Genomic DNA, 12,604 nt, shown 5'->3' with positions numbered 1-12,604 from the left:
GCGCTGCGTCCGGGGCACGCACCACTCACTTCTGCGGCAGGTTCACCCGCACATGCAGCTCGCGGAGCTGCTTGGTGGTGGCCTCCGACGGGGCGCCCATCAAGAGGTCCATGGCCTGCTGGTTCATCGGGAACAGCGAGATCTCGCGCAAATTCGTGGTGCCGCACAGCAGCATCACGATGCGGTCGACGCCCGCGGCCATGCCGCCATGCGGCGGCGCGCCGTACTGGAAGGCGCGGTACATGCCGCCGAAGCGGTCGACCACTTCCTGCTCGCCGTAACCTGCGATCTCGAACGCCTTCACCATCGCTTCCGGCACGTGGTTACGGATGCCGCCCGAGGCGATCTCGTAGCCGTTGCAGGTGATGTCGTACTGGAACGCCTTGATGGTCAGCGGGTCCTGGCCCTTCAGCGCCTCGAGGCCGCCCTGCGGCATCGAGAACGGGTTGTGCGAGAAGTCGACCTTCTTGTCGTCCTCGTTGTACTCGTACATCGGGAAGTCGACGATCCAGGCGAGCTCGAACCGCTCCTTGTCGGTGAGGTTCAATTCCTCGCCGACCTTGTTGCGGGCAAGGCCTGAGAACTTCCAGAACTTGTCGGGATCGCCGGCGACGAAGAAGGCGGCATCGCCCTCCTTGGTGCCAAGCTGCGCGCGGATCGCGGCGGTGCGCTCCGGACCAATGTTGTTGGCAAGGGGACCAGCACCCTCGCCGCCCTCGCGCCACATGATGTAGCCGAGACCGGGCTGGCCCTCGCCCTGCGCCCACGAGTTCATGCGGTCGCAGAACGCGCGGCTGCCGCCGCCCGGCGCCGGGATCGCCCAGACCTGGTTCTTGGGGTCTTCGAGCATGCGCGCGAACACCTTGAAGCCGGAGCCGCGGAAGTGCTCCGAGACGTCCTGCATCTCGATGGGGTTGCGCAGGTCCGGCTTGTCGCTGCCGTATTTGCGCAAGGCCTCGGCGAACGGAATCCGCCGCCAGCCCTTCGTCACCGGCTTGCCCTTGGCGAACTCCTCGAACACGCCGGTGATCACCGGCTCCATCGCCGCGAACACGTCTTCCTGCGTGACAAAGCTCATCTCGACGTCGAGCTGATAGAACTCGCCGGGCAAACGGTCGGCGCGCGGATCCTCGTCGCGGAAGCAGGGCGCGATCTGGAAGTAGCGGTCGAAGCCCGACATCATCAGCAGCTGCTTGTACTGCTGCGGCGCCTGCGGCAGCGCGTAGAACTTGCCGGGATGGATGCGCGAGGGGACGAGGAAGTCGCGCGCGCCTTCCGGCGAGGACGCAGTCAGGATTGGGGTGTTGAACTCGAAGAAGCCCTGCCCCTCCATCCGCCGGCGCATCGACTTGATGATCTCGATGCGCGTCATGATGTTCTGGTGCAGCTTCTCACGACGCAGGTCGAGGAAGCGATATTTCAGGCGGATGTCCTCGGGATATTCCTGGTCGCCGAACACCGGCAGCGGCAGGTCGCCGGCCGGGCCCAGCACCTCGATCTCGGTGACATAGATCTCGATCTTGCCGGTCGGCAGATCGTCATTGTCGGTGCCTTCGGGGCGGCGGCGGGCCTTGCCGTCCATCCGCACCACGAATTCCGAGCGCAGCTTTTCGGCCAGCGAGAACGCCGGCGAGTCCGGGTCGACCACGCACTGGGTCAGGCCGTAATGGTCGCGCAGGTCGATGAACAGCACACCGCCATGGTCGCGAACGCGATGGACCCAGCCTGACAGGCGGACCGTCTCGCCGATGTTGCTCTCGCGGAGCGCGCCGCATGTATGTGACCGGTAGCGATGCATGGTCGTCCCAAAATCAATGTCGGAAGGATAACGAATCGAACCGCCTGTCATGGCCGGTCCGAGATTGCGGCAGGGTTTACCCGACGAGACCCAAGGCGGCAACCAAGGGAACGGCCTGTTTTGGACCCGAAGGGCCCATTTTTGGCTTATCGGAGGCCAAGCCTTTGCCATCAGGCGTTCCAGCCCTATCTTGAGCCCATGACGGTCCATTTCCCCTTCCAGAACTCCTATTCGGCGCTGCCCGACAGCTTCTTTGCCCGCGTGGCGCCGACCCCGGTCGCGGCGCCCCGGCTGATCAAGCTGAACCGGCCGCTGGCAGTCCAGCTCGGGCTCGACCCTGATGTGCTGGAGAGCCCGGAAGGCGCGGCGATCCTGGCCGGCAAGACGGTTCCCGACGGGGCCGACCCCATCGCCATGGCCTATGCCGGCCACCAGTTCGGGCAATTCGTGCCCCAGCTCGGCGACGGCCGCGCCATCCTGCTCGGCGAGGTCATCGACAGAGACGGCGTCCGCCGCGACATCCAGCTCAAGGGATCTGGCCCCACTCCGTTCTCCCGCCGCGGCGACGGCCGCGCCGCGCTCGGGCCGGTGTTGCGTGAATACATCGTCAGCGAAGCGATGTTTGCGCTCGGCATCCCGACGACGCGCTCGCTCGCCGCCGTCGTCACCGGTGAGCACGTGATCCGCGAGACCGCGCTGCCCGGCGCGGTGCTGACGCGCATCGCCGCGAGCCACATCCGCGTCGGCACCTTCCAGTTCTTCGCCGTCCGCCGCGACACCGAGGCGATCCGCGCCCTCGCCGATCACGTCATCGCCCGCCACTATCCGGAGCTGCGCGAGGCGGAGCGGCCCTATCACGCGCTGCTCGCCGCCGTCGTCGCACGGCAGGCAGAGCTCGTCGCACGCTGGCTGCTGGTCGGCTTCATCCACGGCGTGATGAACACCGACAACAGCTCGATCTCCGGCGAGACCATCGATTACGGCCCCTGCGCCTTCATGGACGCCTACAATCCCGCCCAGGTGTTTTCGTCGATCGACGAGATGGGCCGCTACGCTTATGCCAACCAGCCGCGCATCGCATTGTGGAATCTGACGCGCCTCGCCGAGTGCCTGCTGCCGCTGTTTTCCGATGAGCAAGAGAAGGCGGTCGCGGAGGCCCAGGACATTCTTGGCGCCTTCTCAGACCAGTTCAGCGCCGCCTACCAGGCGGGTCTGCGCAGGAAAGTCGGCCTGTTCACGGAACGCGACGGCGACGAGGCGCTGATCCAGGACCTGCTCGACGCCATGGCGAAGAACCAGGCCGACTTCACTCTCACCTTCCGCAAGCTCAGTGACGCCGCGGGCGACGACGGCGCAGACGTGCGCGCGCAATTCATGGAGCCCGCAGCCTTCGACGAATGGGCCGGCCGCTGGCGCGCACGCATCGCGCTGGAGCCGCAGACCGCAGCCGAGCGGCAGTCCGCCATGCATGCCGTCAATCCCATGTTCATCCCGCGCAACCACCGCGTCGAGGCCGTGATCCAGGCCGCGGTGCACGACGACGACTACGCGCCGTTCGAGGAGCTGGTGCAGGTGCTGGCGAAGCCGTTCGAGGACCAGCCGGAGTTTGCCGCCTACGCCGATCCCCCGCTGCCGGATCAGCGGGTGCTGCGGACGTTCTGCGGGACCTGAGACCCAAACTCGGTGCGTAGGGTGGATTAGCCGGAGGCGTAATCCACCGCTTCTCTCGACAAAGGGGGTAAGTAAAGAGGTGGATTACGCTTCGCTAATCCACCCTACAGGCTGTTGCTGCCGCAATCATCATCCCCGCTCTCCGAACTCGCCGACGACCTTCGTGTCTCCGCCCCAATCCTCCGGAAACAGTCCCGCACGGACGTCGCGGTGAAACGATGAGTACGGCCAGTCGCTCACCTTCGAAACGTGCCCGTGCTTCACGGGGTTGTAGTAGCAATACTCGACATGGCGTGCGTAGTCGGTCTCGTCACGGATGAGATGCTCCCAGAACCGACGTTACCAGATGCCGCACTCATTGCGGGCAGCACGAACAGCGCTCAGCGGCTCATTCGCAGGGAGTGCCTTGGCAAAACGTGTCTTGATCAAGCGCCATCGCACCGAGAAATTGGCGTCGCCTGGCGGCAATTGCCAAATCGCGTGGAGATGATCCGGCAGAACCACAAACGCATCGATCTCGAACGGATGGCTTCGGCGCGTTGCGGCCACCGCGTCACGCAGGATTTCGATCTGGTCGGTCAAAAGAGCCTTCCTCCGATTGAGCAGATTCACGGTGAAGAACCAGCATCCTCCGGGAACGAATGCGCGGCGATAGTCGGACATGAGGTATCAGTAACACAACTTGAAGTTGGCTCACAGCGGTGGATTACGCTTGGCTAATCCACCCTACGACGTCCGCGTTGTGGAGACAGGAACCGCTGTCATCAAACTGAAACACACGCGCTCTAACCGCCTGTCAGGGTCGTCTTGCCGGAGGCGCCCGCCCTCCAACAGTCCTGACAAGCGCCATGCCCTTTAAGTTCATCCACATCACCGACACGCATCTCGCCAATCCGGGACTGAAGCTCTATGGCCTCGATCCGCGCGCCCGGCTGGACGCCGCGATTGCCGATATCAACCAGCATCAGTCCGATGCCGCCTTCGCGGTGGTGACCGGCGATCTCACCCATTGGGGCGAGGCTGAATCCTACGCCAATTTCGCCGACGCGATGGCCGCGCTGAAGATCCCCTACATCGCCATGGTCGGCAATCACGACAAGCGCGTCACCTGCCTCGACGCGCTCAAAGCCGCCCCGCGCGATGCCAACGGCTTCGTGCAGGGCACCCGCACCACCGAACACGGCCTGTTCGTCTTTCTCGACACGCTGGACGAGACAAGCCATGCCGGCGAGATGTGCGCCAAGCGTTTCGACTGGCTTGCGAGCACGCTGGCGGCCGCGCCCGCCGACCGCGAGTTCGTCGTGTTCATGCATCATCCGCCCTTCCCGGTCGGCGTCCACGCGATGGACGAGATCGGGCTGAAGCAGAGCGCGGAATTCGCGGAAGTGATCGCACCCTATCGCACGCGCATCCGCCACCTCTTCTTCGGCCATGTGCACCGGCCGATCTTCGGCAGCTTTGGCAAGATCCCGTTCTCGACGCTGCGCGGCACCAACCACCAGGTCTGGTTCGAGCTCGATGCGAACACGCCGCACCTCGCAAGCCACGAGCCGCCGGCCTATGGCGTGGTGCTGATCGACGACGAAAATCTCGTCGTGCACAGCCACGACTTCCTCGACGACAGTCTGCGCTTCCCGTTCGAGCCGCCCGCGGGAATGGACGGGCGCGACTACGCGCTCAAGTTCGCGGCGGTGAGATGAGCCTCGCTGAACCCGCGGCTCTCCCGGTCGCGACCTCGGCGGCGCCGCGCCTCGATGTCTTGAAGCGCCTCACCACCCGCTTCAAAGCCTCGCTGCCGGCCTACCTCCTGCTGCTGCCCTCGCTGGTCTTCCTCGCGCTGTTCACCTACGGCGCGATGGGACGCGTGTTCGTCGACGCGCTCTATCAGCGCGCCACGCCGAAGGCGCCGCTCCATTTCGTCGGCCTCGACAATATCAGCGCGGTGCTGGCGGACTCCGCCTTCACCGGGGCGGTCGTCAACAATCTGATCTACGCGGTCGGCACCGCGATCCCGAGCATCGGACTGGCGCTATTGTTCGCACTGGCGCTGTCGCGCACCAACGCCGTGAGCAGCGCGCTGCGCGCCGCGCTGTTCCTGCCGGTGCTGATCCCGATGGTCGCGGCCTCCGCGCTGTTCATGTTCATCTTCCTGCCCAATGTCGGCCTGCTCGACTATTATATCGGCCGCCTGCTTCCGGTGCTGCCGAACTGGCTCGGCGATCCTGATATCGCGCTTTACGCGATCATGATCATCACGATCTGGAAGAACGCCGGCTATTACATGCTGTTCTTCCTGGCCGGTCTCCAGGCCGTGCCCGAAGACGTGATGGAGGCCGCACATCTCGACGGCGCCGGGCCTTACATGCGCCTGCGCCACATCATCCTGCCGGAGCTCAAGCCCACCTTCCTGTTCGTCACCGTCATCGCGATCCTCAACGCGGTGACGCAGGTCGACCACGTCTTCGTCATGACCCAAGGCGGACCGTCGAATTCGACCAATCTCGTGCTGTTCTACATCTACCAGCAGGCGGTCGAGCATTACGACGTCGGCAAGGCCTCGGCGGCGACACTGCTGACGCTCGCCGCGCTGATGGGGCTGACCGCACTCTCCTTCCGCACCATGGCGACCCGCGAGGGCGGGCCATGAAGCTGATCGACCGGCTCTACAAGGACGCCCCGCTCGCCACCCGGGGCGAGATCACACCAAAGCTCGGCTTCCTGCTGACCGTGCTGCTGGCGATCGTCTGGCTGATTCCGTTCCTGTGGATGGGCGTGGCGACGCTGCGCCCGGCCTCCGACGGCATCAACACCATGGCCGAGTTGATGCCGAGCGTGAAGCCGACGCTCGACAACATCAGGGACGCCTGGGAGATCGGCGATTTCCCGCGCTACACGCTCAACACCACGATCATCTGCGCCGGCATCTTGCTGGTGCAGTTCGTCACCATCACGCTGGCGGGCTTTGCCTTCGCGCGCCTCGCCTTCGCCGGCAAGACGCTGATCTTCTACCTGTTCCTGATGCAGCTGATGCTGGTGCCGGTACTGCTGATCGTGCCGAACCTGTCGCTGGTGGCACAGCTCGGGCTCTACGACACGCTCACCGGCGTGATGATGCCGTTCTTCGCCTCCGCCTTCGGCACCTTCCTGATGCGCCAGGCGTTCGAGGCCATCCCGACCGAGCTGGAGGACGCCGCGCTGATCGACGGCGCCAGCCTGCTCCAGCGCATCCGCCACATCTACGTGCCGCTGTCGATGCCGAGCTTCTCGGCCTTCGCCATCATCTCCGTGACCAGCCACTGGAACGACTTCCTGTGGCCGCTGATGGTGATCAATTCGCCGGACAAGCGGCCGCTCACAGTGGGCCTGTCCGTCTTCACCAAGACCGCCGAAGGCACACAGGCCTGGGGCACCATCGCGGCCGGCACGCTGATGGTGATCGCCCCGCTGCTCGTCACCTTCCTGATCTTCCAGAAGCGCTTCATCAGCTCTTTCGTCACCTCAGGCATCAAATAGGAGATTTTTCGATGCTGTTCTCCCGCAGGCTCATGCTCGGCCTTGCTATGGCAGGCACAATGGCAGGCGCCCTCGCCTTCCCGGCCCTTGCCGGCGAAGGCCCGACCGAGATCGATTTGTTCTTTCCTGTTCCCGTCGACGGCAAGCTCGCCCGCGACATGGGCACCTTGATCAAGGAGTTCAACGACGGCCACCCCGATATCAAGGCGACCGCGGTCTACACCGGCTCCTATGACGACACGCTGATCAAGACGCGCGCCGCCATCAAGGCCGGCAAGCCGCCGTCCGCCGTGATCATGTCGGCGAACTTCCTGCTCGACATGCAGATCGAGAACGAACTCACCAATCTCGATGCCCTGATCAAGGCCGATGGCACCACCAAGGAGCAGTTCCTCGGCCAGTTCTTCCCGGCCCTGCAAGGCAACGCGGTGATCAACCGCTCGGTCTATGGCGTGCCGTTCCACAACTCGACGCCGCTGCTCTACATCAATGCCGACAAGGCCAAGGAAGCCGGCCTTGATCCCAACAAGCCGCCGCAGACCTGGGCCGATCTCACCGACTGGGCCAAGAAGCTGACCAAGCGCGAGGGCGACAAGGTGACCCAATGGGGCCTCGAGATTCCCTGCGCCTACGACTATTGCGGCTGGATGATGGAAACGCTCACCATGAGCAATGGCGGGCGCTATTACAACGAGGAGTTCGGCGGCGAGGTCTATTACGACACGCCCTCGATGCTCGGCGCGCTGACCTGGTGGAACGACCTCGTCACAAAGCACAAGGTCCACCCGCCCGGCGCAACGCCTGGACCGGCCGTCAGCACCGCCTTCATCTCCGGCAACGCCGCGATGATGATGCTGTCGACGGGCTCGCTCACTTACGTGCGCGACAACGCCAAGTTCGCCTACAAGGTCGCCTTCATCCCGCGCAACGTCCGCAACGCCGTGCCGATCGGCGGCGCCTCGCTGATCGTTCCGGCAGGGCTTGAAGCCGACAAGCAGAAGGCCGCCTGGACGCTGATCAAGTGGATGACCTCGCCCGAGAAGAGCGGCTGGTGGAGCCGCGCCACCGGCTATTTCGCGCCCAACATGGCCGCCTACAAGACGCCTGACATGATCGACTTCCTGAACAAGAACCCGGACGCCAAGACCGCCGTCGAGCAACTCGACATCGCAAAGCCCTGGTTCGCGACCTACAAGACCGTGCCCGTTCGCAAGAATCTCGAAGACGAGGTGATGCTGGTCCTCAACGGCAAGAAGCAGCCGAAGGAAGCCCTCGCCGCCGCCCAGAAGGCCGCCGACGAGACGCTGAAGCCGTACAATGCGGAGACGTCACTGAAGCTGCCCTGAAGCCGCAACCTCGTCATGCCCGGGCTTGTCCCGGGCATCCACGAGCTTGCTCGCGCGTGAAAAGAACGTGGATGGCCGGGACAAGCCCGGCCATGACGACTGAGCGAAATCGCCCCCATTAACTCCCCGTGCACCATCCGGCCGCCCCCGCCGCCGGTAACCATTGCAATTAACAGACCCTCAACGCACCCCCGACAAATCTATCGATGTTTCTGGAGATTTCGCCGTGGATCTGTTGGTTTTCGAGTTCCTGGGGCTGGCGCTGGTCGCCATGTGCGTGGTCGTGGTGGCGCTGCCCTGCGCCCGCAAATCCTCGCACCGGGTCCGCTACGAATAGGAATTTCGTCGGAAGAAGCGATTCCAGCCCAAATGCAAGGCTCGAATTCGCATCGAGCCCCTTGACATCACAGCACTTTCGGCAGAACGGCTGATGTCAAGTGTCATGGGCCGTTCATGGATTTGATTACCACCACCGCTGACCTCGCGGCTGCCTGCAGCCGGCTGGCCAAGTACCCCGTCATTACCGTCGATACCGAGTTCCTGCGCGAGACCACCTACTACCCGCTGCTGTGCGTGGTGCAGATGGCCAGCGCCGAGGAAGCCGTCGTCATCGACACCCTGGCCGCCGGCATCGACCTCAAGCCGTTCTTCGAGCTGATGGCCAATGAACGCGTGCTGAAGGTCTTCCACGCCGCCCGTCAGGACATCGAGATCATCTGGCACCAGGCCAATATCATCCCGCACCCGGTGTTCGACACCCAGGTCGCCGCGATGGTGCTCGGTTACGGCGACAGCATCGCCTACGACGCGCTGGTCGAGAAGGTCACCGGCCACCGCCCGGACAAGACCCATCGCTTCACCGACTGGTCGCGCCGGCCGCTGACCAAGGAGCAGATGCATTACGCGGTGTCCGACGTCACCCACCTGCGCGACGTGTTCGCGGCGCTCGACGCCGACCTCAAGAAGCGCCGCCGCAGCGAATGGGTCTCAATCGAGATGGAGGTCCTCACCTCCCCCAGAACCTACGACTTCCATCCCGAACGCGCCTGGGAGCGGCTGAAGACGCGCGTGCGCAAGCCGAAGGATCTCGCGGTGCTGATGGAGGTCGCGGCCTGGCGCGAGCAGGAAGCGCAGAGCCGCGACGTGCCGCGCGGCCGCGTGCTACGCGACGAGGCGATCACCGACATCGCGACCCACGCGCCGACGAGCCTGGAAAAGCTCGCCCATCTGCGCTCGGTGCCGAAGGGGTTCGAGAAATCCAGATGGGGCGCGGACATCGTCGCCGCGGTCGAGCGCGGGCTTAAACGGGATTTTGCCACACTGCCGAAGCTGGAAAAGCCGCGCAACAATTCCAATGGCGCGGCCATCGTCGAGCTGTTGAAGGTGCTGCTGCGCATGACCGCCGAGCGCCACGCCGTCGCCAGCAAGGTGATCGCGACGGTCGACGATCTCGAGGAGATCGCGGCCGACGACGAGGCCGACGTGCCCGCCTTGCGCGGCTGGCGCCGCGAACTGTTCGGCGATGCCGCGCTGAAGCTGAAGCGCGGCGAGCTGGCGCTGGCGATCGAGAAAGGTCGCGTGATCGGGGTGCAGCGAGCGGAGGCGGTTAGCCGCTAACTGCCAACGCGGAATAACGCCGTCATCCTGAGGCGCGAGGCGTGCGGTGCAAAGCACCGCATGGCGAGCCTCGAAGGATGAACGGCCGAGATGCAGCCGGGCCGGCGCCCTTCGAGGGCCGCTGAAGAAAGCGGCCACCTCAGGGTGACGGTGTTAGATATAGTGCTGCCTCCTACACCGTCATTGCGAGGAGCTCTTGCGACGAAGCGTCCAGAGTCTTTTCGCGGAGGCAGTCTGGATGCTTCGCTACGCTCGCAATGACGGAATTCGACGCGACAGTGTGGCCTACGCCGGCGTCAGCTTGGCTACTTCCGCCTTCATGTCGTCCAGCACGCCCGAGATCGCGGCGACCAGATCGTCGATGTGGGACCTGTTGACGATCAGCGGCGGGCAGATGGCGATGGCATCCAGCATGTTGCGCGAGATCACGCCGCGCTCCTGGAGCATGCGGCTGGCGATGCCGCCGACCGCGCCCGGCGTTGCCGCTGCCGTCTTGCGGCCCTTGTCGAGCACCAGCTCGAGCGCTGCGATCATGCCGACGCCGCGGACCTCGCCGACCAGCGGATGACTGGTGAGCTCGCGTAAGCGACCCTGCATATAGGCACCGAGCTCGGCGGCATGCGCGACCAGGCCGCGCTCTTCGATGATCTTGAGGTTTTCCAGCGCGATCGCCGAGCCGACCGGATGCCCACCCGCCGTGAAGCCGTGGCCAAGCACGCCGATCTTGTTGCTCTCGTCCGCGATCGGCTCGAACATGCGCTCGTTCAGCATGATCGCCGACAGCGGGAAATAGCTCGACGTGATCTGCTTGGAGACCACCATCGCATCCGGCTTGATGCCGTAGGTTTCGCAGCCGAACATCTTGCCGGTGCGGCCGAAGCCGCAGATCACCTCGTCAGCGACCAAGAGGATGTCATACTTCTTCAGGACCGCCTGGATCTTGTCCCAATAGGTTGCCGGCGGCACGATGACGCCGCCCGCACCCATCACCGGCTCGCCGAAGAACGCCGCGATCGTATCGGGCCCTTCCTTCTGGATCAGGGCATCGAGCTCCTCGGCCCGGCGCGTCGCAAACGCCTCCTCGCTCTCGCCGGCGGCGCCGTCCTTGTAGAAGTGCGGCGAGCCCGTGTGCAGAATGTTCGGCAGCGGCAGGTCGAACGAGCGGTGATTGTTCGGCAGGCCCGTGAGGCTGGCGGAGGCGATGGTGACGCCGTGATAGGCCCGCATCCGGCTGATCACTTTCTTGCGCTGCGGCTGGCCGAGCGCGTTGGAGCGATAGGCGATCAGCTTCAACACGGTGTCGTTGGCTTCCGAGCCCGAATTGGTGAAGAACACCTTGCTCATCGGAACAGGCGCAAGCGCAACCAGCTTCTCGGCAAGGTCGATCGAGGGCCCGTGCGACTTGGCGGAGAACGTGTGATAGAACGGCAGCGCCTGCATCTGCTTGTGTGCGGCCTCGACCAGCCGCTTCTCGTTGAAGCCGAGCCCGACACTCCACAGGCCGGCCATCGCCTCGAAATAGCGCTTGCCCGACGCATCGAAGACGTAAGGACCATCACCGCGCTCGATCACCAGGGGACCGGCCTGCTGGTGCGTGCGCGCGTTGGTGTAGGGATGGAGCTGATAGGCCACATCCCGGGCCTCTTGCGAATTGGGCAGCATGGACATTGCTAGAGATCCTTGAAAGCGTCACGTCGCAGGCATAGCCGGCGTCATCACCCGATGATCAAGTACCTTGGCTATTGCGACAGCACAGAACTTGCAACGCCAATTCATCGGCAGCAAGCGCTCAGCAGCATTGCACAAAGCCGCAGATGACAAAGCCGCGCATCACGGAACGGCACATCGCAGAACCACAGCTGAGGCGCCTCTCACGCCGCGTCGTCGTCATGCCCGTCGTCGGCACCGGCGGCGGCTTCCCTCACTTCCACCAGCGCCATCGAAAGCAGATAGACCGTCGTCGGCAGACCAAGCCTGCGCGCCTTCTCGGCGGCATGCGACAGGTCGCTCGCCAGCTCCTTGAGCTCGTCTCCCCGTGACAATCTCTCACCCCATCCGCGGGTCGCGGCCGCCTACACAGCAACGGCGCCACTGGTTCTGATCAGTTCGGCGCTCGTTTGGATTGTAGCAAAATTCCCGATGACATTCACTACCGCATGCTTATAGGCGGCGGCATCACCGGTGCCCGGCTGCCGGCAAGCCACGGCGTCGGCGACGACCTGGTAGCGATGGCTGCGGTGAAACCCGTCGGCGGCAGTGGCGAGGATGGTCTCGTCCAGGGAAAAACCGACCACAATACAGCGCACATTGCGGATATTGGACATGTAGTCCACAAACCGCGACGAGCTGTAGGCCGACGGCAGCGGATGCTCGAACGTCAGCTCCCCCGGCCGCGGCTTCATCTCCGCGATCCAATCGGTCAGCCTGGATGCCGGATTGAACCAGGCGGCCTGCGCGATGCGCTTCAGGTGCATCACCGGCCACAGATTGCCGCGCCACAGCGTCAGCAGTTCCAGGCAGCGCGCCGTGGCAGCATCACCATCGAGGATGACGTGACGGCGTCCGGGGGTCAGATATTCGATCTGGAGATCCGCGCAGATCAGAATCGGCGGATCATCGTGGATGGAAGCCAGCATTGTCTGCGCCAGACTGCACCAAT

At 64.3% G+C, this 12,604-nt stretch carries 10 protein-coding genes and 1 pseudogene; 6 read left to right on the top strand and 5 right to left on the bottom strand.

Going from position 1 to position 12,604, the window contains the following annotated elements; translation table 11 throughout:
- Positions 1-25 precede the first annotated feature (25 nt).
- Positions 26-1,798: an aspartate--tRNA ligase gene (gene aspS / locus XH84_RS02975; RefSeq protein ID WP_128917507.1), complete on the bottom strand. Its 1,773-nt coding sequence runs from the start codon at positions 1,796-1,798 to the stop codon at positions 26-28.
- 198 nt (positions 1,799-1,996) lie between these two features.
- On the opposite strand from aspS, the gene XH84_RS02970 reads away from it, so the two are divergent.
- Positions 1,997-3,469 (top strand): protein adenylyltransferase SelO, encoded by a 1,473-nt coding sequence (locus tag XH84_RS02970; protein WP_128917508.1) that lies wholly within the window; start codon positions 1,997-1,999, stop codon positions 3,467-3,469.
- Between the two features lie 129 nt (positions 3,470-3,598).
- Here XH84_RS02970 and XH84_RS02965 read toward each other — a convergent pair.
- Positions 3,599-4,132, bottom strand: a pseudogene (locus XH84_RS02965) (REP-associated tyrosine transposase).
- A 185-nt stretch (positions 4,133-4,317) separates the two neighbouring features.
- Between XH84_RS02965 and XH84_RS02960 the strand changes: the two are divergent.
- The 5 genes from XH84_RS02960 (at position 4,318) to rnd (ending at position 9,945) form a co-directional block, all read left to right on the top strand.
- Positions 4,318-5,169, top strand: a complete 852-nt coding sequence (locus XH84_RS02960; protein WP_128917509.1) for a phosphodiesterase — start codon at positions 4,318-4,320, stop codon at positions 5,167-5,169.
- Complete coding sequence (locus XH84_RS02955; RefSeq protein ID WP_128917510.1) at positions 5,166-6,116, top strand: carbohydrate ABC transporter permease; 951 nt, start codon at positions 5,166-5,168, stop codon at positions 6,114-6,116. The genes XH84_RS02960 and XH84_RS02955 overlap by 4 nt, the downstream gene beginning before the upstream one ends.
- Positions 6,113-6,982 carry a carbohydrate ABC transporter permease gene (locus tag XH84_RS02950; protein ID WP_128917511.1) on the top strand — a complete coding sequence of 290 codons (870 nt, stop codon included), beginning with the start codon at positions 6,113-6,115 and terminating at the stop codon, positions 6,980-6,982. Before XH84_RS02955 ends, XH84_RS02950 begins: the two co-directional genes overlap by 4 nt.
- Before the next feature lie 11 nt (positions 6,983-6,993).
- Positions 6,994-8,328, top strand: coding sequence for an ABC transporter substrate-binding protein (locus tag XH84_RS02945; RefSeq protein WP_128917512.1), 1,335 nt, complete (start codon positions 6,994-6,996; stop codon positions 8,326-8,328).
- Between the two features lie 453 nt (positions 8,329-8,781).
- The gene (gene rnd, locus XH84_RS02940) at positions 8,782-9,945 is read left to right on the top strand and encodes a ribonuclease D (RefSeq protein WP_128917513.1); all 1,164 of its coding nucleotides are present in this window, start codon (positions 8,782-8,784) and stop codon (positions 9,943-9,945) included.
- A 285-nt stretch (positions 9,946-10,230) separates the two neighbouring features.
- Here rnd and XH84_RS02935 read toward each other — a convergent pair whose 3' ends face one another.
- The 3 genes from XH84_RS02935 to XH84_RS02930 all read right to left on the bottom strand — a co-directional run bounded on the left by XH84_RS02935 (position 10,231) and on the right by XH84_RS02930 (position 12,581).
- Positions 10,231-11,613, bottom strand: a complete 1,383-nt coding sequence (locus XH84_RS02935) for an aspartate aminotransferase family protein (protein ID WP_128917514.1) — start codon at positions 11,611-11,613, stop codon at positions 10,231-10,233.
- 203 nt (positions 11,614-11,816) lie between these two features.
- Positions 11,817-11,987: a hypothetical protein gene (locus XH84_RS39520; RefSeq protein WP_164718707.1), complete on the bottom strand. Its 171-nt coding sequence runs from the start codon at positions 11,985-11,987 to the stop codon at positions 11,817-11,819.
- A gap of 30 nt (positions 11,988-12,017) precedes the next feature.
- Positions 12,018-12,581, bottom strand: coding sequence for an isochorismatase family protein (locus XH84_RS02930; protein WP_128917515.1), 564 nt, complete (start codon positions 12,579-12,581; stop codon positions 12,018-12,020).
- Positions 12,582-12,604 lie beyond the last annotated feature (23 nt).

The sequence above is a fragment of the Bradyrhizobium nanningense genome, assembly GCF_004114535.1.
Classification (GTDB): Bacteria; Pseudomonadota; Alphaproteobacteria; order Rhizobiales; family Xanthobacteraceae; genus Bradyrhizobium; species Bradyrhizobium nanningense.
Note: the sequence above shows the minus strand (reverse complement) of the source record. Positions and strands in the feature narration are given on the sequence as shown.

Bases quoted from the DNA above. Each gene is read 5' to 3' on its own strand.
- XH84_RS02960 (WP_128917509.1), top strand. From the start codon at position 4,318: ATGCCCTTTAAGTTCATCCACATCACCGACACGCATCTCGCCAATCCG.
- rnd (WP_128917513.1), top strand. From the start codon at position 8,782: ATGGATTTGATTACCACCACCGCTGACCTCGCGGCTGCCTGCAGCCGG.
- aspS (WP_128917507.1), bottom strand. From the start codon at position 1,798: ATGCATCGCTACCGGTCACATACATGCGGCGCGCTCCGCGAGAGCAAC.
- XH84_RS02930 (WP_128917515.1), bottom strand. From the start codon at position 12,581: ATGCTGGCTTCCATCCACGATGATCCGCCGATTCTGATCTGCGCGGAT.
- XH84_RS02970 (WP_128917508.1), top strand. From the start codon at position 1,997: ATGACGGTCCATTTCCCCTTCCAGAACTCCTATTCGGCGCTGCCCGAC.
- XH84_RS02950 (WP_128917511.1), top strand. From the start codon at position 6,113: ATGAAGCTGATCGACCGGCTCTACAAGGACGCCCCGCTCGCCACCCGG.
- XH84_RS02955 (WP_128917510.1), top strand. From the start codon at position 5,166: ATGAGCCTCGCTGAACCCGCGGCTCTCCCGGTCGCGACCTCGGCGGCG.
- XH84_RS02935 (WP_128917514.1), bottom strand. From the start codon at position 11,613: ATGTCCATGCTGCCCAATTCGCAAGAGGCCCGGGATGTGGCCTATCAG.
- XH84_RS02945 (WP_128917512.1), top strand. From the start codon at position 6,994: ATGCTGTTCTCCCGCAGGCTCATGCTCGGCCTTGCTATGGCAGGCACA.